Raw genomic sequence first — 21,502 nt, forward strand, 5'->3', positions numbered from 1 at the left:
GGTGAGCCGTCTGTTTGTGAATGATCTGAGCCCTTAAAACTGGATCGCTTTGAGCATTGCCTGCAAGGGAAGGACGCAACCAGGGCTACGGTCCACACAAGACGTTGTACAATCGCTTCGTCCGCTGGAGCCGGTTGGGCGTGTTCGACCGCATCTTCGCCGGGTTGGCGGGCGAAGGGCCGAAACCTGAGCGGATCATCAGCAACGCGACGCATCTGAAAGCGCATCGAACCGCGGCAAGCCTGTCAAAAAGGGGCTCTTTACCACTGCATCGGGAGCACGAAATACCGCAGCAAACCTGATGGTGTCGCGGGGCTTCAAAGCCGCTACGGGCTTCGCTACCAGATGCCGGTGTAGGAGGCATGCGCGCAATACCGTCCGCGCGACGACTCCCGCTATGGCCGCGGCGGGTGTGAGCAGCCGGCGCCGCCGACGAATTAAGAGCGGCGACGATAACAAAGATGCGGATGTACATGATGGTGGTGGCGACGGCGATAGCGCCGCCTAGAGGCACCTCAGGGACAAGGCTCGCTGGAGCCGCCCTGGATGACCGATGTTTATTTGGCAACGACAGCCCGGCCGAGGAACGGCAAACCGCATAAGGGCTGTCGGTTGCATGATTGCGCCGCCTTTCATATCATCAATAGGAAATATAATGATAACATAGGAAAGGATCGGCGCTGGTGAATGCGGCTGTGATGATTCGCGCTGTGCTTTTCAGCGTGCTTGCCTTTGGGCCGACAGTTGGCCACAGCCAGCCCGCCGTGGTCGACGCTCCTGCGGGCGACGTCGCTCTCGTCGAGCTCTTCGACTACAATTGCCCCTACTGCCGGAAAGCAAAGGGCGACATCGATGCCCTGATCAAGGGCGACACGAGGCTGCGCGGTGTACTCAAGGAGTTTCCGGTCCTTGGGCCGGACTCGGTGGAAGCTAGCCGAGTAGCAGTAGCTGCCAAGCTCCAGCTTCCCCCAGATAAAATGCGAATGTTTCATGACAAGCTGATGGAGACGCGCGGGCGCGCCAGTGGGGATCAGGCCTTTGCCCTCGCCAAGGAACTCGGGGCCGACGTCGCGAAGCTCCAGAAGGACATACAGGCTGGAGCCATCAGCACGGTCCTCCACGAGAATGCGGCCCTTGCTGACAAGCTCGGCATCACGGGCACTTCAACCTTCATCTTGAACGAAGACATTATCGCGGGCGCCGGCGGCCTAGAGCCTGCGCCGAGCCGTCGAGAACACGCGACGCTGCGGCAGAGCAGCGTGCGAGTGATCGAACAAGCTGCCAACGCCCACAGCATCGGAGAACCATCGTGAGAACGCGACGTCATTTGGTTGGGCTCATGGCGGCCTGCGTGCTGGCCCCGCTGCCGCACGGCCCCGTTTTCGCACAGAACGCGTCGGTTCAGGAGCTCGGCGAAGTCGGCCCGCTCGGTGACGTTACACTTGGGCCCGCCGACGCCAAGGTGACGATCATCGAGTACGCTTCCTTGACTTGCTCGCACTGCGCAGCATTCCACAAGGATACGTACCCGGAGCTGAAGAAGCGCTACATCGATACGGGTAAAGTGCGCTTCATCCTGCGCGAATTCCCGCTCGACCCGCTCGCGACCGCGGGCTTTATGCTGGCGCGATGCGGGGGAGCGGACAAATACTATCCGATCACCGACCTTTTGTTCGACCAGCAAAGGGCTTGGGCATTCTCGGACAAGCCGCTCGAGGCGCTGCAGGGCATGGTGCGGCAAGCCGGCTTCTCGCAGGAGAAGTTCGAGAGCTGCCTTAAGGACCAAAGGCTCTATGACGCGGTGAACGCGGTTAAACAACGCGCGGCCGAGAAGTTCAAGGTCAACTCGACGCCGAGGTTTTTCATCAACGGGCAGCGTCATCCAGGCAATCTGACGATCCAGCAGATCGAGAAGGTCATCACCCCAATGCTGGGATCGTAGGTCAGGAATCCCGCATCCGGACAGCTACCGAGCATGACAGTGATCGTATCAGACACCGCGCGAGTTGGCGAAAGCTCACTTGGCCAGAGGGGCCCTTGGCTCTGCGCCGGAAGGCCGAGCACATGGCCAAGCTGTGCCGGGGGTTGTCCGACCCGTCGCGGCTCTCGATCCTGGAGGCGCTGCGCTCCGGCGCGCTCACCGTGTCCGAGATTGTGCAGGCAACAGGCCTCGCTCAGTCTAACGTCTCCAACCATCTGGGATGCCTTTACGATTGCGGCTTGGTTCGGCGTGGCCAAGAGGGTCGCTTCGTGCGCTATCGACTCAGCGATGCACGTGTCGAGATGCTGCTTCGTCTCTCGGAGGAACTCTTGGCCGACACCGCACGTGGTGTCCTGGCCTGCACCAAGCTCGGCAGCCGCGACGCATAACGTCTATGTTTAGGGAGAGTCTCGGATGCAAGCCGGCCCTTGAGCTCGTGCCCCTTTTCGGGTGCCACGGCGCTCGCACCGGGCTGCGAGGGGCGCGGTTGCGCTCTCAAGGCCCTCGTTGGCTCGTCAACCGGCCCTTATCAGCGTCCGGGATCATTGTTGCGGCGGTGGTCGGCTCTGCTCGAGCGCTTGACGGATTTCGTGGCCTGGCCGGCTTGGCTTGCTGCGGTTGTCCTCGGTGGTCAGCTATGGCCGGGGCAGCTGCCCGACGAAGCGGGCAAGGTGCAATCGACTGAGTCCACGATCGGCCCCTGCGCGCTGCAGGACTTCAATCTACTACGCCGCCCGCTACGGCTTCCGGCCGTCGAAGGTCGCCTACCTGGCTTTGAACGCTTGGAAGGATGTGGAAGAGGGGACCGAGCCGCTGAACACCCTGAGAGCGCGCGGAGGGCTTACGATTTCGCCACCATCAACCGCTGGCTTCAGGTGTTCGTGGTCCGGTTTTTCGCCACGAGCCAGTTCACGCGGCCGGCCATGCCGAATGGCCCCCAGGATTCTTCAGGCGGTTCGCTGTCACCCCGAGGTGACTGCCGCGCACCATCTGATTCCGTCTGCTCGAGTGTGGCTCGAGGAGTTCGAACGCGAGGTGCCGGCCGGCGTAGAATCTGTACCCCCTGACCGGATTGTCGCGCATATCGGGGGGAAACCATGGCTACTCGATCTCCTGTCGGCACCACCGCCTGGACGCTCCGCAGCCCATTTGCGAAATGGTAACCCAGACCCGGGAGTATGATGTCATGAGATGGTCTCAGCGTTTCGTTGGATCTGGTGACCCGCGCCGAGAGGCGTGTAGCGGTCTTTCGCGACGCCAACTCGCCCTTGGTGTCTTCGCTTGCGCACTCGTGCCTCGCACAGTAGCTGGGAGGTCGGTCTCGCCTGGTGCACCGCCGGTACTCGACCTGGAGAATCTCTATGCCGGCGCGATCGGCCGCACCCGGTTTGCACCCGAGGTCGAGGCACTTGCCGGGCAGGTCGTCGCGGTCGATGGCTATTTTCTTCCCCACCTGCGCCCCGGCGCTGGGTTTACGTGCATCGCGGGGACACCCGCCATCACGTGCCCACACTGCCGCGAGAACATGTTCACAATCCCTTGGGACATGGTCGTGTGGTATCCCTCGGAGGATGACAGACCGATCGTAACCGAGGAACCGGGCCGTGCTGTCGGGGAATTGGAGCTCGGCGCCCGCCGGGATCCGCGGACCGGCTTCGTGTCTGTCATACGGCTGAGAGGTCGTCCAGCACCTACGTCCTAGCGGCGCGGCCGAACGGGGCGCCACGCCTTCACGCGCGCGACCGCGTCTTCGACATCCCCCGGCGACATGCGTTGTTCGAGCGGGCCAATGGCCTCATCAGCCATCAGCATGATCGAGTCGTCGCCAAGCGCACGGGCAATCGTCAGCCATTTGTAGGCTTCCGCATCGTCCTGAAGCACGCCATCGCCGGCGGCGAAAAGCCCACCGAGATGGAACGCGGCGGACGCATTGCCCTGTCCCGCTGCGGAGAACAGAAAGCGTATGGCGCGGTCCCGGTCCTTCGGTCGTCCTGCGCCATACAAATAGGCTGTAGCGACAACATTCTGGGCCTGTGCATGCCCGAGCACAGCGGCTCGCTCGTACCAGTCCAGCGCCATACCTTGGTCGCGCGCCACTCCGTCGCCGCTCTCATGCAGCAGCGCGAGATTGTACATTGCCTTGGGCTCACCAAGCTCCGCCGCCTGGCGAAGTAACGAAAGAGCCCTGGCCGTGTCCTTTGGGAAGTCATCAGTGCCTGAGGCAAGGAGGCGCCCGAGGTTATTCATTGCCTCGGCGCTGCCCGCAGCAGCGGCCTGCTCGTACCAGAACGCGGCCCTTCTCGTGTCCCGGCGAGCGGCGCCATCCTCACGTTCGGCCAGGAGACCACAATGTAGCGCCTGTGCCGGCGGCAGGTGTGCCGCGGCGCAAGGCTCGGTCGCCGGTTCGGCGCAGGCCGTCGTGACGCTTACCAGGAAGAAGATCCCCATTGAGATGGAGGCTCGATCCCTGGGCGCTCGCAGCTGCCATTGTGCTAGTCGCATGGCTGTCCCTTAGGCGTCAAGGCGGCAAAGGTGGAACTGTTCGATTTCGTCGGGATCGGCAGCCAGGTCAAAGGAACCAGCCGAGCCGCCCGTCTCGAACTTCAGCCGCCTGGCCATGAGTGCGACGCATGACAACCTGCGGACCTTCCGCCAAACGCTTTTAGTCGATGAAGAGGTATCTTAGCACGCGGTACGGATTAACATCCGCCCAGTACCGCTACAAATGGAACTTGCCGGCTCATTATCCGATGGTCGCCCCGAGCTATGCCAAGGCCCGTTCCCAGCTCGCCAGGAGCCAGGGGCCTGCTGCGGCGAAATCGCCCGCGCAAGCCCACGGCTGAAATCAAGCCAGCGCCTTTTAAACCTCGAAGTCGATCCAAAGCGAAATCCGGTTGAGCGACTTTGCAGCCCTTGCGGGCGCGCTTTCCTGCGCGACGAGTTCGCGCGCAGGCGCATCCTGACCTGCATGGAGGCGGTCGCTTACCGGGACCGGCGTCAGGTCGACGCGCCGGCCTCGTGCTGGTGCAGCAACGGCCGGGTCGGCGAAGGGCGTGATGTTCATGACCATCGAGGACGAGACCAGCGTCGCCAAAATCCGCGGCTACGTCCAGGCCGAGGGGGAGGTCGTGCATGTGATCGCGCGCCATCTCTTCGACCTTTCGGCGAAGTTCGCGAGCGTTGGATCGCGGGGCTCGGCTTTCCCGCAGCCGCACGGCCGCGGCGACGAGTCCCATCATGGCTCGCCGACGGCTGATCCGCGCGGCATGCCGAAGGCGCGGAATGTGGTCGATCCCTATGGTCATATCCATGAGATCAGGGTGAGAACACGGGATTTCCGGTAACGGGGCCATTTCGAAACACCCCTTCCCACTAGACATCGCTGACCGGGTGTAAGGCGTTACTCGTTTATCCGCATCGTCCTTAGTCCGGATTGAACGATGCATCTTTCTTTTTTCTTTAGGAGACGCTCTTGTCGTAACCCCTACGGTCACCTATGTCCACTTGGAGGCGTCAAGTATGTCCGTTTGCTGGATGTTGCGGATTGCCGTAACTGCCTGCATCTGTTGGTTCAACAGCCAACCGGAGATTTAGCATGACTACCGAAACCGAACAACCGCCGGCCGAAGAGAGCTCCGCGCCGGCTGCGAAAGCATCAAAGAAAGCTTCGGCTGAAAAATGGGGCCAGGCGGTGATGGACCTAGGCTTCTGCGTTGTGCCGTCTCTGCTGTTGCGCGCCCAGCGTCGGCTGAACCTGAATCCGACCCAACTCGCGGTGCTGCTGCAGCTCTGCGACTTCTGGTGGGACAAGGAGCGCAAGCCGTTTCCCAGCAAGGAGACCCTGTCACAGCGCCTGAGCCTGAGCGAGCGCCAGATCCAGCGCTACATCGCCGAGCTGGAGCGTGAGGGGCTCGTTCAGCGGATCGAGCGGCGCGCCAGCAACGGTGGCAAGCTCAGCAACACCTACGATCTGACCGGTCTCGTGAAGAAGCTGCAGGCGCTCGAGCCGGATTTTCGCGAGGCGGAGGAGACCGCCCGTGCGGCGCGCAAGGCCGTTGCCAAGCGCGGCTACAGGTCGCCGAAATCCCCCGTTGCCTCGAAGGAGGCTGCGGCGTGACACAGAGTTTACGGGAGAAAAGCGCCGTAGAAACAGCTGAGCCCCGGGCGCATGCCAATGGCAGAGGCGGATCCAGGGCTTACGGAGAACAATATGGTTGACCGGGGGGCAGTGGTCAAGAACGCCTTCTCGTACAGCGATGCCGTCATCGATGCCCTGGAGACATCGCTATCTCCGGAGCGCATGGCGACCTATGTCACTCATGCTGCTGGTGATCGCCAGAAGGCGGTCCGCGTCTATACCTGGAACACGGCCGTCAGCGCAGCCTTCTATGGCCCGCTGCAGGGGCTGGAGGTCGCGCTCCGCAATGCCATGCATCGCGAGCTTTCGGCGCGCTACGGCACGGACTGGTATGACAATCCGGCTGCCGGCCTTGATCTGGGGACGACCACGAGGGTTTCGGCAGCGCGCGCCGATCTCCGCCGTGACGGCTATCCCGATGATCCACCTCACATAGTCGCGGCGTTGTCGTTCGGCTTCTGGGTCGCGCTGCTCGGGCCGGGCGGTCGTCTTCAAGGCTACGGCAAGGCCAACTACGACATGACCATTTGGCGCGCCGGGGTCTTTCGAGCGTTCCCGCGCGCGCGGCTGAGCCGCAAGGCCGCGCATGCGCCGCTCGACTACCTGCGCACCTTCCGCAACCGGATTGCGCATCATGAGCCGATCTTCGATCGCCACCTCGCCGCGGACTATGCCTCCCTCTTGCAGGTCGCCGGCTGGATCAGCGTAGAGACGCAAGATTGGATCGTGCACCACAGCCGCGTGCCGAGGGTGTTGGCACAACCGCTCGACGACCCCGGACTCCTGTTCTGACGCCTACGAATGTCGCTCCTCGCCGCAACTCAAATCTCCAAACCCGCCGACGAACAGGCCTTCGAGCGCGCATCTGTCGCGCTGTGGCGCGGTCTACTCGATGATCCGTCGGTGCAACGCAATGGCCGCAGGGGCCAGCGTCAGAACGGCGTCGATCTCTTCGGGATCCGCAACGACGATGCCGAGTGGCATGTCGGTATTCAGTGCAAGCTGAAGAGCGAGGGGCATTTCCTAACCGAGCAAGAGGTGCGCGACGAGGTTCGGAAGGCCCTGACCTTCAAGCCGCCGCTCAGGGAATATTACATGACCACCACAGCGCCCGATGATGTCGCGATGCAGGAGCTTGCGCGCGAGATCACGCAGGCGCTGGCGAAGGAGGGCAAAAAGCTCCGCGTGTTCGTCTGGGGCTGGAACACGCTGGAAGAAAAAATCAGCGAGGATGCCGCAGCCCGCAAGGCCTTCGATCCCACCTACGGGTTGTTCAGCGAGGAGCTTCTCGACGAAACTCGGAAAATTTCCAGCGTGCAGGTCGACACCCGCTCTGAGCTGCACGCGGGATTTTCGCGAATTGAGGCGTTGATCGTCGAGCGGGGGCTTGCTGTTCCACCAGGTGATGCGACTGTCGCCTTGAGTGCGATGGAGGCTCAGGTCGATGCCGAAATCGACGGCTACCGTGACCTCAACAACGACGGGAAGACGCTGACTGCGTTGCCCTTGCTCGAAAAGCTGCTCGAGCGCGTGAAGGCTTCGGCCTCTGGACGGATCCTGTTTCGCATCAAAGCAAATATCGGCCATTGCCTGCTTTCTCTGGGCAAGGAGGAAGAGGCTGCGGCCATGCTGCTGGCTTCCTATGAGCATGCGCCTGACGAACCGAAGGCGATTGCGAACAAGGCTTTCGGGCTCCTGTTACAGGGGAAATGGCGTGAGCTCCTCGCATTCGGAACGCCGCTGCTCGGGGCAGATCCTCGTAACGAGTGGCTTGCCGGCTATCTGGTGCAGGCGGCGCGTTTCGACCCCACCATCAGCGATCCGCTCAGCATCATCCCCCAACCGCTTCATAACTTCGTTGCCGTCCAGATCGGCTACGTCGACTTCGTCCGGCGGCGCAGGCCAGCCGGCGAATGGTGGTCGATTGCGCGGAAGACCGTGCACGCACACCCCCTCGACCCGCATGCCATCCGTTTCGCCGCGGAGGCCGATATCGACGAGATCTCCTCGAGCGAACGCTTTCGGAGGACCCAGCTTCTGTCCCCAGCGGACCGGACACGTCTCGAAGCGGCGGCGGCGGCGCTGACGGCCCAGTGGGAGCGCGCGCGGCTCAAGGACGCCGGCATCCAACCAGATGATGCAGCCCTTTGCGGCAACTTGCTCGTCGCGTTGCGGGCGCTCGGCGATCTGCGCACCGGTCTCGAAATCGCCCGTCAGGGCGTTTCCCTCGCCTCTGACGATGTCGAGCTCATCACCCGCGCGGTCGTCCTCGCATTCGACGCCGGCGATCAAGCGATGACGGCCGAGCTCATCGCAAGAATGCCGCGGAATCACGACTCCGTTTTGCTGCGCTTCCAGTTCCACGCAGCACGGGCGGAATGGAATGATATCGTGCGTCTCTGCGCGGAAGATGCCGAGCTATTTCCGCCGACCGAGGCGGCGATCATGGCGGCGACCGGCAGGCTTGCCGCGATCAAGGTCGGCGTGGCTGACCGCAACGAACGTGCCGAGCAGATTGCCGCTGTCGCCCGCGATGTTGCCGGCGACGCGCGCGCGAGCATCATCGTCGCGGATTTCGCCCGCCGGGAGGGTTTGGAGTCGGTTGCTGGCGCGGCCTTCAACGCCGCTTTGGCACATATCGATGCCGATAGTCATGCCGCGGATCGGCAGATGGTTGCGCATCACGCCGCTCGGCGTGGCGACTGGTCGATCGTTGCCGATCTCCTGGATGGGCATGTCGAAGAGCATCACGATAATGACGAACTGCGAATGCTTGCGCAGGCTCTCGTCAACGACAGCCCGATCCGGAAGCGGGCTCTGTCATTCTTCGAGCGGCTTTCTGATGCTGTGCGGGCACTCCCGTTCTATCTCCATGCGGAAGGATTGCTGCACTTCAATCGCGGGGCTTTGCCTGAAGCAGAAGCCGTTCTGAGGAAGGCTGTCGCGAAGCGGCCCGATCTCGACGATTACATCGCCTTGTTTTCGGTCTTGTATCGTCTCGACCGGGGAGACGAAATCAAGCCGATCATCGACGGGATCGACCTCGACAATGTCGCCGGCTCGCCGGGGCAGAAGATGTTTCTGGCGCAGGTGATGCGTAAGGCCGGGAACGGGGATGAGGCGCTTCGCTACGCCTATAGCGTGCTTCAATCCGCAAAAAACGATCCTGATGCCTGCTTGCGCTATTTCGGCCTGATCATGATGGATCCGGAAGATGGATACATTCCTGGCGCCGAGATCGTAGGCATCGATACCTGGGTTCGGCTGGAGAACGATCGCCACGAGGTTCATGCCTTCCTTATCGAGGCGGGCAAGGACCGGCCGGCCGAAGATGTCCTCGGACCTTCACACCCGACCGCGGCCGCAGCTTTGGACCGAAAGGTCGGCGACGAATTCGAGATGCCGACGGGTTTTGGCGAAATCCGCCGCTGGCGCGTCACAGCGATCAAACACAAGTACCTGCACGCCCTTCACGATGTGATGGAGAACTTTGAGAAGCGGTTCCCCAACGCCGCAGGCTTCTACACAGTCACGATGGAAGATGGCGACATTCAGCCCGCCTTGGAGCAGGTGCGGCGTGTTTCTGAAAGCAACCGCAAGGTTGCCGATCTGTATCTCGTCCACAACTGCCCGATCAACTTCGTCGTTTCAAAGCGGAGCCGTGGTACGGTCGGGTTCGTCGAATACATACGCTCGCTCGATTTCGATATTCGGACTTGCGATGGGACAGAGGTCGAGCGCGTCGCCGCACGTCAGCTTATCGAGCAGTATCGAGATACCGGCGCCGTCCTCGATACCTACACCGCCTGGACGGCCGCTACGATGGACGCCTTCGACGTCCTCAGATCCGTCTTCGGAACGATCATCGTGCCGCAATCCGTCATCGACGAATTGCGAACGGTGCGAGACGAGCAGGAGGTGCGTGCCGAGCCGTCTATGACCGTCGCCTGGCACAATGGCGAGTTCATCCGGCAGGAGCATACTGCCGAAGAGACTGTGGCGCGGCGAAGCTACATCGAAGAGCAGATGTCCCGCATCGAGGCGGCTTGCGAAATTCGTCCGGTCAGCATCCCTGACGAACCTTCCGAGCTTGCCGCGGTGATCTACCAATCCTTCGGACCCCATGCTCTCGACGCCGCCAATCTCGCGGACGCGAAGCATGTGCTTGTTTCGGAAGACATGTATTTCCGACAGTATGGCGAGGCCGCTTGCTCGACCAAAGGGGCCTGGCTGCAAGTGGTGTTCTCATTTGCCCTTGACCTGGGAATCGTGAATCATCGCCGTTATGTCGACTTGGTTGTCGGTCTAGCTTGGCGTCGTCACGGCCATCTTGCTTTAAATGCGGACGTGATGCTTACGGCGATCCGCGAGGATCAAGCGCGAGATCTCGGAAATTTTGCAGCGCTTGCCAATTTCATGGGCACGCGCAACGCCGAGTTGAGATCGCATATCAATGTCTGCGTCGAGTTCCTCAACCAGCTCTGGCTTGAACATGGTGAGTTCGACCTAGCCTGCAAGCGCGCGACGAGCATCCTGATCGAGCGAATGGTTCGGTTCCGGTCCAAAGACTGGGCGTTGGTGCTTGCCTTCATCAAGCGCGGCTGCGCCCCCTCCATAAGGCAATTTCTCGATGGCTGGATTGCTGGGCACTGCCTCTCCGATGACGCCGTAACAGCTGCTGGCGCGGAGATTGAAGTCGTGGCGACGCAATTGCGCGAGCGTCGTTCAGCGCGGACTGTCGCGGGCGAGCCAAAGACACCACGCGAGCGAGTGCGCAGGCGCCGCAAAAGACGTAGATGAGTCCGGCGTCTCCCGTCGGGCCGGGCTGTAGGCAAAGCCGAAGCCCCTGCGGGTCACCGCCCGCGCCGGCTTCCATCCCTGACGCGACGTTGAGCGTGGATGCGCATCATAGAAGTGGCGCCGCAGTGTATGCCGCGTGGTCGCTGGCTGGAACGGAGGCGTGCTAGACACGACCGAGCCATCGAGCGGGAATAGGCGCGCTCCCGGATGGAACCTTCATGAGGTCGCGCAATCGGGCTCTTGCCTAGAACCATGCGTTCCAGCTCGCCTGGGTTCTCGGCGTTCCGGTCACGCTCTTCCGGACGGACGGGCCATTCTCCGTCCCGCCTTCCGCTGAATTCGACCCCCTTGAAATCCGGCCGGCTCGTTGAGCCGGCCTTTCTCCTTCCGGGAGTGCCGCTTGCGAGCTGCGGCGGCAAGGGAAGCTCACGCCGCTAGCGCGCCCTTGCCGCCTTTGCTCTTCGCGGCGTCCGGAAGCCGCTCCGCGAGGTGTGGAGATAGGAAACAGGCAAGGAAAGGCGGACGCGAGCGCGTGCCGGCAGGATCATGGAACGGAATGAGCTGGAGGAGTTGCGGGTCCGCGTGCCGTGTGCCGCGGTGCTCGAGCAGGCGGGCTTCACGATCGACCTGCCGGAAAGCAGCCGCAAGGCGATCAAGTATCGCCGCGGAGAGGCGATCGTCATCGTGATCCATGCTGGGCGGGGCTGGTTCGATCCTCGGTCCGATGCGAAAGGCGATGTGTTCGGCCTGGTCGAACATCTCAACGGCGTATCCTTCGTCGAAGGCCTCGACCGTGTCGCTGCACTGGTTGGCTTCGTTCCGAGAGATCCAGCTTGGCTCCGGCCGCCGCGCGACTCCAGACCGGTACGGTCTATCTTCGAGCGATGGTCGAGCCGTCGCAGACCGTGGCCCGGCTCGATGATGTGGTGCTATCTGCGCGACGATCGCTTCCTGCCGGAGGCCGTCATCCGGGCTGCGATCCGCCAGGATGTCCTGCGTGAAGGCCCGTATGGCAGCATGTGGGCAGCGCACGGCGACGAGGCCGGCGCGGTCATCGGTTGGGAGGAGCGCGGTCGGGAGTGGCGCGGTTTCTCGACCGGTGGCGCGAAGTTGCTGTTCCGGTTTGGCTCGCCTGAGGCGGCGCGCCTCTGTGTGACCGAGGCCGCGATCGACGCCATGAGCCTCGCCGCACGTGAGGGCACAAGACCCGACAGTCTCTATCTCAGCACCGGCGGAGGATGGTCGCCGGCGACCGCCGCCGCGATCCGTATGCTGGCGGGGCGCACCGGGGCCTTGTTGATTGCCGCGACCGACAACAACCACCAGGGCGAGACCTACGCCCAGCGGCTGATGGTGATAGCCCGCGAGATCGGCTGCGGATTTGAGCGCCTGCGACCGGTGCAGGTCGACTGGAACGCCGGCTTGCAAGCGGCGACGGCGAGCGACCAGGAGGAGAAAGGAAGGAGAGAAGGGGACCGGGCTGCCGCATTCCCGCCGACCGCCTCAAGGGTGACGCTTCGCCCGGCTGCGCCGGCCCTTGACCCGCCCGGACGGAGAGGCGGCTGCAGGGGAGGGTCATGAAGGGCTGAAGAGAGGATGGTGATCCCGTGACGGGGAGCCGCGCTCCGGCCCGACGAGGCTGAAGGAGCCCGCCATGAACCTCTCTCCCGCCCGCAAGGTATTCCAGGGCGTCGCCGATCGGCGCCAGATGTTCCGGATGTTCGACCGCCACACGCAGCGCCCGAACCGTTTCGAGGGCAATGACAGCGCGCTCTATCGCGGTGAGTGGTTCGAGATCGGCCAGGCCGAGCACGACTACATGCTCGCGGTACTGCCCCCGCTCTGGATGCGCGGGGGCATGTTCTCGATGCGCGAATTCCTGACCGGGTCGATCACCAGCATCTTCTTCACGCTCTCGATCGACGGCCGGGTCCGCTACTTCCACGGCTACTGCGATCTCGCCGCGAAGGCCTCGCCGGCGTTGATGCGCGACGCGATCATCGAGCGTGAATCCCGCCCGGTCCGGGCCATGACGCGGGAAGAGCGGCTGGAGCATATCTGGTCGAGCACCCATGACGCCTATCGCGGCTACGCCGATGGGCGCTTTCCGAGCGCCCAGCACGGACAGCGCATCGTCATGATGTGCGCCTCCTGGCAGGCCCGAGACTTCAAGCTGCTCGACGAGCTCTCCGATGCGGAAATATCGGCCAAGCTGCCGGTCGATCTGCGCTACCTTCCCGAGCGACAAGCAGCATGACGGGTGGCGGCGATGTTCACCTTCACCGTCACGGAGATCCGCGCCATCATCATGCGCGGACGGATCGACGCCTTCAATAATGGCGGCTTCCGCAATCCCTATTACGGCCTCCGCCCAGGCGAGGGCGAGAAGCCCGGTCTCTGGCTCGTCGGTGACGAGGGCGTGTACGCGCTCTCCAACGGCAAGCTCGCTGAAGGCCAGCGTGCGCTCGTCGTCTACGCGCAAGAGTGCGATCCCAAGACCAATCCCGACTGCTGGCACTACAAGCGCCAGCATTTCGGCGGGGATGACGGCATCGAGTTCCTCGATGCCGAGATGCTCATGAAAATGATCACGGGCTCGCCCACGGCGACCCATCTAACGATCACGATGACCGACGCCAGCCTCTCGGTCTCCCTGATCCGCCGCTGACCGCCGGCCGCTCAGGCCCACTCCTCGAACTCACTCGCGATCATCGCTCCGGCCGGGCAGCGCCCGGCTGGCCGATGACGCGCGCCTTCAACCCAGGAGAATCTCTCATGGCGCAGGACGATCCTTTCACCATCGACCTCTTCGGCAACACGGCTCTGTCGTCGGGGCTTGGTCTCGGCGTTACGGCGTTCGCCGGCGACTTCACGGTGGAGTCCAATGACGACGACGATCCCGAGCCGCCGAAACCCGCGCCGGCTGGGGCGAGGCAGGCGCTTGCTCCTTCGGTTTCGACCGAGGAGCGCTTGCGCGGCAGCAATTTCTATCTCGCCGGCGACCGCGCCCTGGCTGAGGGCTGGAAGGCGCGTGCCCGCGACAACATCGCGGCGATCCGATTGGCTGTCGAGATCGCGGCGGAGGATCGGCATGCGACGGCAGAGGAACAGGCGAGCCTGATCCGCTTCACCGGCTTCGCCGCGTCCGATCTCGCCAACGGCGTCTTTCGCCGGCCCGGCGAGACCACCTTCCGCAAGAGTTGGGAGGAACTCGGCGCCGAGCTGCAAGATGCGGTTAGTGAGATCGACTACGCCTCGCTCGCCCGCTGTACGCAATACGCCCATTTCACCCCGAATTCATCATCCGGGCGATCTGGGCGGGGCTGCAGCGTCTCGGCTGGCGCGGCGGTCGCGTGCTCGAGCCCGGCATCGGCACGGGACTTTTCCCGGCGCTGATGCCGGAAGCCTTGCGCGACCTGTCCCATATCACCGGCGTCGAGCTCGATCCGGTGACCGTGAGGATCGCGCGCCTGCTCCAGCCGCGGGCCCGGATCATTGATGGCGACTTCGCCCGCACTGAACTGCCGGCCGCCTTCGATCTCGCGATCGGCAATCCGCCCTTCTCCGATCGCACGGTGCGCTCGGACCGCGCTTATCGTTCGCTGGGTTTGCGGCTGCACGACTATTTTCTGGCGCGCTCGGTCGACCTGCTGAAGCCAGGCGCCCTCGCCGTCTTCGTCACGAGCTCTGGCACGATGGACAAAGCCGACGCGACGGCGCGGAAGCATATCGCGAAATCCGCGGACCTGATCGCCGCGATCCGCCTGCCGGAAGGCAGCTTTCGAGCTGACGCCGGCACGGACGTCGTCGTCGACATCCTCTTCTTCCGCAAGCGCAAGCCCGCGGAAGCGGATGGCGATCTCGCCTGGCTCGATCTCGACGAGGTGCAGCCGGCGAGCGAGGACGGGGGCGCCATTCGCGTCAATCGCTGGTTCGCCCAGCATCCGGAATTCGTGCTCGGCACGCATGCGCTGACTTCGGGGCCTTTTGGCGAGACCTATACCTGCCTTCCGCGCCCCGGCGAGGATCTCGCCGCAGTGCTGGGTGCAGCCATCCTGTTCCTTCCGGAAGCCCTCTATGACGGCGAGCCGAGCGAGATCGATTTCGATCTGGCGGATGCCGACGATCGCGATGATGCCAGCTCGGCCGCCGGACGACATATCCGCGAAGGCAGCTTCTTCGTCGACAACGCCCGCGGCCTCATGCAGCTCATCGATGGCACGCCCGTCGCGGTGCAGATCCGCAAGGGCCGTAGTGCCGAGGGTATCCCCGAAAAGCACGTCAGGATCATTCGCAAGCTGATCCCGATCCGGGATGCCGTCCGCGAGGTGCTCAAATGTCAGGAGCAAGATCGGCCCTGGAAGGACGCACAGGTGCGTCTGCGGATCGCCTGGTCGAGCTTCGTCCGCGACTTCGGTCCGATCAATCACACGACCGTGTCGGTCACGGAGGACGAGGTTAGCGGCGAGCTCCGCGAGATTCATCGCCGGCCAAACCTGCAACCCTTTCTCGACGATCCCGACTGCTGGCTCGTTGCCTCGATCGAAACCTACGATCTCGATACCGACACGGCGAAGCCCGGGCCGATCTTCTCGGAGCGCGTGATCGCGCCGCCGGCGGCGCCCGTCATCACCTCGGCGGCCGACGCGCTCGCTGTCGTGCTCAACGAACGCGGCCGCGTCGATCTCGAGCATATCTCCGAGCTGCTGCATCAGGACGTCGCCGGCGTGATCGCGGAACTCGGCGATGCGATCTTCCAGAACCCCACCGATGGGGCCTGGCAGACGGCGGATGCCTATCTCTCTGGTCCGGTCCGCGACAAGCTGAAGGCGGCCGAAGCCGCCGCGGCGCTCGATCCGCCCTTCGAGCGCAATGTCCGCGCGCTGCTCGACGTCCAGCCGAGCGATCTCGGCCCCTCCGAAATCACCGCCCGGCTCGGCGCGCCCTGGATTCCGGCGGCCGACGTCGTCGCCTTCGTCAAGGAGACGATGGGCGCGGAGATCCGCATCCACCATATGCCCGAACTGGCGTCGTGGACCGTGGAGGCACGTCAGCTTGGCTGGATGGCGACGGGCACCTCGGAATGGGGCACGGATCGGCGCCATGCCGGCGAATTGCTCGCGGATGCGCTGAACAGCCGCGTGCCGCAGATCTTCGACACGGTGAAGGACGGCCACAGCGAGCGCCGCGTGCTCAACGTCGTCGACACGGAAGCGGCGAAGGAGAGGCTCTCCAAGATCAAGACCGCGTTCCAGACCTGGGTCTGGTCCGATCCCGATCGCACCGATCGCCTGGCGCGGGTCTACAACGACCGCTTCAACAACATCGCGCCGCGAAAATTCGATGGCTCCCATCTGAAACTACCTGGCGCCTCTGGCGCCTTCGTTCTTTATGGGCACCAGAAGCGCGGTGTCTGGCGGATCATCGCGGCGGGCTCGACCTATCTCGCCCACGCCGTCGGCGCCGGCAAGACCATGACGATGGCCGCCGCCGTCATGGAGCAACGCCGCCTCGGCCTGATCGCCAAGGCGATGCTCGTCGTTCCCGGTCACTGCCTGGCGCAGGCGGCGCGCGAGTTCCTGGCGCTCTATCCGTCCGCACGCATTCTCGTCGCCGACGAGACGAACTTCACCAAGGACAAGCGCGCCCGGTTCCTATCGCGCGCCGCGACCGCGACCTGGGACGCGATCATCATCACGCATTCGGCGTTCCGCTTCATCGGTGTGCCCTGGGCCTTTGAGCAGCAGATGATCCAGGATGAGCTCGAACTGTTCGAGACACTGCTCACCAAGGTGGAAAGCGATGACCGCGTCTCGCGCAAGCGGCTTGAGCGCCTCAAAGAAGGGCTGAAGGAGCGGCTGGAAGCGCTGGTGACGCGGAAGGACGATCTCCTGACCATTGCGGAGATTGGCGTCGATCAGATCATCGTCGACGAAGCCCAGGAGTTCAGGAAGCTCTCCTTCGCGACCAATATGTCGACGCTGAAGGGTGTCGATCCCAACGGCTCGCAGCGCGCCTGGGATCTCTATGTGAAGTCGCGCTTCATCGAGACGAAGAATCCGGGCCGTGCGCTGGTGCTCGCCTCGGGCACTCCGATCACGAACACGCTCGGCGAGATGTTCTCGGTGCAGCGGCTGATGGACCATGCGGCGCTGCAGCAGCGTGGCCTGCATGAGTTCGATGCCTGGGCCTCGACCTTCGGCGACACCACGACCGAGCTCGAATTGCAGCCCTCCGGCAAATACAAGCCGGTCTCGCGCTTCGCCAGCTTCGTCAACGTGCCCGAGCTGATCGCGATGTTCCGCTCCTTCGCCGACGTCGTGATGCCAGAGGATCTTCGTCAGTACGTGAAGGTGCCGGCGATATCGACCGGTCGGCGCCAGATTGTCACCGCCAAGCCGACCGGCGCATTCAAGCGCTATCAGCTCCAGCTCGACGCCCGCATCAAGGCGATCGAGGAACGCGACCGGCCGCCGGAGCCCGGCGACGACATTCTGCTCTCGGTCATCACCGATGGTCGCCATGCCGCGATCGATCTGCGCCTGGTCGATGCCGACAATGACAACGAGCCCGACAACAAGCTCAACCGGATGATCGATACCGTCTTCCGGATCTGGCGGCAGACGCGAGAGCAGACCTATGTGCAACCGGACGGCAAGCCCTATGAGCTACCGGGCGCCGCGCAGATGATCTTCTCGGATCTCGGCACGATCAGCGTCGAGAAGACCAGGGGCTTTTCCGCCTATCGCTGGGTCCGGGATGAGCTCGTTCGCCGCGGCGTGCCGACGGCCGAAATCGCCTTCATGCAGGACTACCGGAAATCCGAGACGAAGCAGCGGCTCTTCGGCGACATCCGCTCCGGCCGCGTTCGCATTGTCATCGGTTCATCCGAGACGATGGGCACCGGCGTCAACGCGCAGCTCAGGCTGAAGGCGCTGCACCATCTCGACGTGCCCTGGCTCCCCTCGCAAATCGAGCAGCGAGAAGGCCGGATCGTCCGCCAGGGCAATCAGCACGATGAAGTCGATATCTACGCCTATGCGACCGAGGGCTCGCTCGACGCGACGATGTGGCAGAACAACGAACGCAAGGCACGCTTCATCGCCGCCGCGCTCTCGGGCGACACCTCGATCCGCCGGCTCGAGGATCTCGGCGAGGGCCAGGCCAACCAGTTCGCCATGGCCAAGGCGATTGCCTCCGGTGACCAGCGGCTGATGCAGAAGGCTGGACTTGAAGCCGACCTCGCCCGATTGGACCGCCTGCGGGCCGCCCATATCGACGACCAGCATGCGGTGCGCCGGCAAATCCGTGACGCCGAGCGCGACATCGACGTCTCGGTCCGTCGCATCGCCGAGATCGGCGAAGACATCGAGCGCATTGTCCCGACCACCGCCGAGGCCTTCGCGATGAGCGTCACCGACAAACAGTTCGCCGAACGCAAAGAGGCGGGCAGGGCGTTGATGAAGGAGATCCTGACGCTCGTGCAGCTTCAGCACGAGGGCGAGGCGATCATCGCGTCGATTGGCGGCTTCGATCTCGCCTTTTCCGGCGAGCGCCTCAGTCGCGACGGCTATCACTTCAGGACGATGTTGCTGCGGACGAATTCCGAACAGGAGATCAACCTGCCCATGACGGTGACGCCGCTCGGCGCCATCGCACGCCTCGAACATGCGCTCGATGAGTTCGAGGCCGAGAGGGAGCGCTATTGCGAGCGCCTTGCCGACGCACGCAGGCGGCTTGTCTCGTATCAGGCGCGCGGCGAGGGCGAGTTCGCCTTCGCCGATGAGCTCGCCGACAAGCGGCGGCAGCTCGCGGAGATCGAGCGGGCGCTTGCCCTCGACATCGAGAGGGGCGGAGAGGGCAGTGCCATCGCCGCCTAGGCGGCCGTCCCGCGCAGTTCTTCGACCAGCTCCGGGTGCTGGTCGAGGAGCCGAAGCAGCTGGCTGGTCGGACCGCTCGGCTCGACCAGGCCACGCTCATATTTGTCGAAGGCGTTCTCCCCGACCTTCAGCAGGCCCCCGGCCTCGCGCTGCGACAGTCGCAGTTTCTCGCGGACCCGCTTGATAGTGGTCGGCGACGGGATGCCTTCGACCTCTTCCTTGAGATTGCGCAGGGCCATGTCGGTGACGGCCATGTCATCGCCGACATGGACGCCCTCGTCGCCGTTTTCCGGGTAATAGCCCGGCAGCTCGACGGTGATGCTCTTGCCCTTGTAGCTGACGATGAAGGGACGCACATCGCGGCGCAGCGTCTCCCCGGTTTCCGGAGAGACCATCGTCTCGGGCAGCTTCTGCTTCGATAGCGCCATGGTCATTTCTCCTTGAACGACATTACCGTGAACTCGGTGATGATGTCGGCCTGGAACTTGACGTAGAGCATCAGGCCCCGCGCCCGCACATGATAGACGTCCTGCCAGATGCGGTGATCGGCGAAGGTCGTCATGGACTTGTAGAACATCGGTCGTTCGATCCCGCTGATCGTCTCGACCACGCCGGCTCGGTCGAAGCCCAGCGCCGTCGCATCGCGCAAGGCCGACGATGTCATCGCGAGCTGGTCGACCGATCCGAAGGCAGCCTTGATCGCTTCGAGATCATAGGTCGGACGGCGCTTCTCCATGCCTCTGTATGCCACCATTAAGGTGGCAAATCAAGAAGCGAGAGGAGGAGGAGGAGGAAAGAAGAGTTACCTCGCGGATCGGCAGGCCCGGCAGCGCTGACGCTCAAGTGCCGCGGTCGCGATCCCAGCCCGTCATCCTCGCAGGGCTTTGAGCCCCGCTCGGTCATCCGGCCAGGGATGCTCCGCCGCAGTTGTGCCGATCCCGCCGCTCCGCAGGCCGGGGGGTGTCTTCGGGAAGAAGACGGAAAAGGACCGGCGAAGGGCCGCGTCCGCAACCTCTGACGGAGCACCGTGATGCATCTCACCAAAGTCGATCCGCGCGCGCTGAAAGACAATCCCGACCGCACGCGCCAGACCAAGGCCACGTCCCAGGCCGACGCACTGCTGCTTGCGACCATCAAGGCGGTCGGCATCATCCAGCCGCCGGTCATTTTTCCGGAAACGGGTGGCGGTAATGGCTATATCATCGATGCCGGCCATCGCCGGGTTCAGCAAGCCATCATCGCCGGTATCGAGGAGATCGAGGTCCTCGTGGCCGAGCCCTCGAACGATAATGGCGTGATGCGGTCCCTGGTGGACAACATCGCCAGGGAACCGCTCAACGCCGTCGACCAATGGCGCGGGATCGAACGCCTCGTTGCCCTCGGCTGGACCGAGGAGGCGATCGCCGTCGCACTCGCGCTGCCGGTCCGGCAGGTCCGCAAGTTGCGCCTGCTCGCGAATATCCTGCCTGCCATGCTCGACTGCATCGCGAAGGGCAACATGCCGAACGAGCAACAGTTGCGTGTCATCGCGGCGGCGTCGCTCGATGAGCAGTCGGCGATCTGGAAGGCCAACAAGCCGAAGAAGGGCGATCCGGAGGTGTCCTGGTACAGGATCGCAAATGGGCTCACTAAGAAGCGCATGTATGCGCGCGACGCCAGCTTCGGCGACGATCTCGCTCAGGCCTATGGCATCGAATGGGTCGAGGACCTGTTCGCGCCGGCGGACCAGGACAGCCGCTACACGAACAATGTCGAGGCGTTTCTGGGGGCTCAGCAGGAATGGATGACGCTGCATCTGCCGAGGCGCGGCGTCATCGCGGAGACCAACAGCTGGGGCGAGGCCACGCTGCCGCCGAAGGCCGAGCGCGTTCACGGCAAGCCCGGCAAGACCGATCGGGCCGCCATGTATCTCGATCGCGAGGGCAAGGTCCAGACGGTGCATTTCCGGATGCCCGAGCCGCAGAAGCCGAGCCGGAAGGTCGACGATGCCGGCGAAGACGACGTCGTCATGGCGAGGCCTCGGCCCGACGTCACACGGCGCGGAATCGCGATGATCGGCGATTTTCGGACGGATGCGCTCCACGATGCGCTGGAGCGCGGCACGATCGAGGACGACACGCTGATGGCGTTGCTGGTGCTGGCGCTGGCTGGGCGCAACATCACGGTCGCATCGGGCGCCGGTGACGATGTCTACGGCTTCGCCCGCATGGAACGCCATGCCGTCAGGCTCGTCGCCGACGACGGCACGCTCGCGCAGGACATGGTCACGCTTCGCTCGGCGGCGCGCGCCGCCCTGATCGATGCGTTGTCCGCCCGCGTGAACCGTAGCGACAGCGGTATCGTCGCGCGCATCGCCGGCGTCGCCATCGGCGCGGATGGCTTCCTGCCCAATATGGGCACGGAGGACTTCCTCGACTGCCTGTCGCGAGCGGCGCTGGAACGCTCCTGCAAGGAGACCCCTGTCCTGCCGCGTGCGCGCGTCAGGGAAACGCGTGCGGCGCTCGTCGAGCATTTCGCGACGGAGCGCTTCGTCCATCCGGCCGCGTTGTTCGCGCCGGATGCTGCCGAGATCGCGAAATGGCTCTCGTCCAACACCGTCGCCGCCAATGACGACGAGGACGTCGACGCCGCCGCTGCAACGGTCGCCGAGGACCCGGCCGATCAGGAGCCCGGCGAATTCCTCGACGCCGCCGAGTAGCAGCG

The 21,502-nt window shown here is 63.8% G+C and carries 16 protein-coding genes and 3 pseudogenes; 15 read left to right on the forward strand and 4 right to left on the reverse strand.

What is annotated here, in order from left to right; translation table 11 throughout:
- Nucleotides 1-86 precede the first annotated feature (86 nt).
- The 5 genes and pseudogenes from CE453_RS00640 to nadE all read left to right on the forward strand — a co-directional run.
- A pseudogene (locus tag CE453_RS00640) lies at nucleotides 87-266 on the forward strand (IS5/IS1182 family transposase); the annotation flags it as partial.
- 417 nt (nucleotides 267-683) lie between these two features.
- A complete protein-coding gene (locus CE453_RS00645) occupies nucleotides 684-1,313 on the forward strand; it encodes a DsbA family protein (RefSeq protein ID WP_157732860.1) in 630 nt (209 codons plus the stop codon).
- The gene (locus CE453_RS00650) at nucleotides 1,310-1,942 is read left to right on the forward strand and encodes a DsbA family protein (protein WP_472840944.1); all 633 of its coding nucleotides are present in this window, start codon (nucleotides 1,310-1,312) and stop codon (nucleotides 1,940-1,942) included. The genes CE453_RS00645 and CE453_RS00650 overlap by 4 nt, the downstream gene beginning before the upstream one ends.
- Before the next feature lie 122 nt (nucleotides 1,943-2,064).
- Nucleotides 2,065-2,370 carry an ArsR/SmtB family transcription factor gene (locus tag CE453_RS00655; RefSeq protein ID WP_089172841.1) on the forward strand — a complete coding sequence of 102 codons (306 nt, stop codon included), beginning with the start codon at nucleotides 2,065-2,067 and terminating at the stop codon, nucleotides 2,368-2,370.
- 264 nt (nucleotides 2,371-2,634) lie between these two features.
- Nucleotides 2,635-3,022, forward strand: a pseudogene (gene nadE / locus CE453_RS29140) (NAD(+) synthase); the annotation flags it as partial.
- A gap of 657 nt (nucleotides 3,023-3,679) precedes the next feature.
- On the opposite strand, the gene CE453_RS00660 reads toward nadE, so the two are convergent.
- On the reverse strand, nucleotides 3,680-4,429 hold the full coding sequence (locus tag CE453_RS00660; RefSeq protein WP_191124830.1) for a tetratricopeptide repeat protein: 750 nt from the start codon (nucleotides 4,427-4,429) through the stop codon (nucleotides 3,680-3,682).
- 221 nt (nucleotides 4,430-4,650) lie between these two features.
- Between CE453_RS00660 and CE453_RS00665 the strand changes: the two genes are divergently transcribed.
- Nucleotides 4,651-4,824 carry a MucR family transcriptional regulator gene (locus tag CE453_RS00665; protein WP_089172843.1) on the forward strand — a complete coding sequence of 58 codons (174 nt, stop codon included), beginning with the start codon at nucleotides 4,651-4,653 and terminating at the stop codon, nucleotides 4,822-4,824.
- Between the two features lie 17 nt (nucleotides 4,825-4,841).
- Here CE453_RS00665 and CE453_RS28360 read toward each other — a convergent pair whose 3' ends face one another.
- On the reverse strand, nucleotides 4,842-5,045 hold the full coding sequence (locus CE453_RS28360; RefSeq protein WP_157732861.1) for a hypothetical protein: 204 nt from the start codon (nucleotides 5,043-5,045) through the stop codon (nucleotides 4,842-4,844).
- On the opposite strand from CE453_RS28360, the gene CE453_RS00670 reads away from it, so the two are divergent.
- The 8 genes and pseudogenes from CE453_RS00670 to CE453_RS00705 all read left to right on the forward strand — a co-directional run bounded on the left by CE453_RS00670 (nucleotide 5,038) and on the right by CE453_RS00705 (nucleotide 18,799).
- Nucleotides 5,038-5,325 carry a hypothetical protein gene (locus CE453_RS00670; protein WP_089172844.1) on the forward strand — a complete coding sequence of 96 codons (288 nt, stop codon included), beginning with the start codon at nucleotides 5,038-5,040 and terminating at the stop codon, nucleotides 5,323-5,325. The genes CE453_RS28360 and CE453_RS00670 overlap by 8 nt on opposite strands.
- Before the next feature lie 251 nt (nucleotides 5,326-5,576).
- Nucleotides 5,577-6,098 carry a helix-turn-helix domain-containing protein gene (locus tag CE453_RS00675; RefSeq protein WP_089172845.1) on the forward strand — a complete coding sequence of 174 codons (522 nt, stop codon included), beginning with the start codon at nucleotides 5,577-5,579 and terminating at the stop codon, nucleotides 6,096-6,098.
- A 93-nt stretch (nucleotides 6,099-6,191) separates the two neighbouring features.
- On the forward strand, nucleotides 6,192-6,911 hold the full coding sequence (locus CE453_RS00680; RefSeq protein WP_089172846.1) for a hypothetical protein: 720 nt from the start codon (nucleotides 6,192-6,194) through the stop codon (nucleotides 6,909-6,911).
- 9 nt (nucleotides 6,912-6,920) lie between these two features.
- Entirely contained in the window at nucleotides 6,921-10,919 is a 3,999-nt protein-coding gene (locus CE453_RS00685) for a PIN domain-containing protein (RefSeq protein ID WP_089172847.1), read from the forward strand.
- A 570-nt stretch (nucleotides 10,920-11,489) separates the two neighbouring features.
- Nucleotides 11,490-12,500, forward strand: a complete 1,011-nt coding sequence (locus tag CE453_RS00690) for a DUF3991 and toprim domain-containing protein (protein WP_248307695.1) — start codon at nucleotides 11,490-11,492, stop codon at nucleotides 12,498-12,500.
- A gap of 73 nt (nucleotides 12,501-12,573) precedes the next feature.
- Nucleotides 12,574-13,176 (forward strand): DUF1419 domain-containing protein, encoded by a 603-nt coding sequence (locus CE453_RS00695; RefSeq protein ID WP_089172848.1) that lies wholly within the window; start codon nucleotides 12,574-12,576, stop codon nucleotides 13,174-13,176.
- Nucleotides 13,177-13,188: 12 nt separating this feature from the next.
- Nucleotides 13,189-13,587: a DUF3085 domain-containing protein gene (locus CE453_RS00700; RefSeq protein ID WP_089172849.1), complete on the forward strand. Its 399-nt coding sequence runs from the start codon at nucleotides 13,189-13,191 to the stop codon at nucleotides 13,585-13,587.
- Nucleotides 13,588-13,694: 107 nt separating this feature from the next.
- A pseudogene (locus tag CE453_RS00705) lies at nucleotides 13,695-18,799 on the forward strand (lactate dehydrogenase).
- On the opposite strand, the gene CE453_RS00710 reads toward CE453_RS00705, so the two are convergent.
- Together CE453_RS00710 and CE453_RS00715 are read right to left on the reverse strand one after the other, a co-directional pair.
- On the reverse strand, nucleotides 18,796-19,227 hold the full coding sequence (locus tag CE453_RS00710) for a type II toxin-antitoxin system MqsA family antitoxin (RefSeq protein WP_089172850.1): 432 nt from the start codon (nucleotides 19,225-19,227) through the stop codon (nucleotides 18,796-18,798). The pseudogene CE453_RS00705 and the gene CE453_RS00710 overlap by 4 nt on opposite strands.
- A 2-nt stretch (nucleotides 19,228-19,229) precedes the next feature.
- Nucleotides 19,230-19,535 carry a type II toxin-antitoxin system MqsR family toxin gene (locus tag CE453_RS00715; protein ID WP_089172851.1) on the reverse strand — a complete coding sequence of 102 codons (306 nt, stop codon included), beginning with the start codon at nucleotides 19,533-19,535 and terminating at the stop codon, nucleotides 19,230-19,232.
- Nucleotides 19,536-19,829: 294 nt separating this feature from the next.
- On the opposite strand from CE453_RS00715, the gene CE453_RS00720 reads away from it, so the two are divergent.
- Entirely contained in the window at nucleotides 19,830-21,497 is a 1,668-nt protein-coding gene (locus CE453_RS00720) for a ParB N-terminal domain-containing protein (protein WP_089172852.1), read from the forward strand.
- Nucleotides 21,498-21,502: the final 5 nt, after the last annotated feature.

Origin of the sequence: Bosea sp. AS-1 (genome assembly GCF_002220095.1) — a bacterium.
Classification (GTDB): domain Bacteria; phylum Pseudomonadota; class Alphaproteobacteria; order Rhizobiales; family Beijerinckiaceae; genus Allobosea.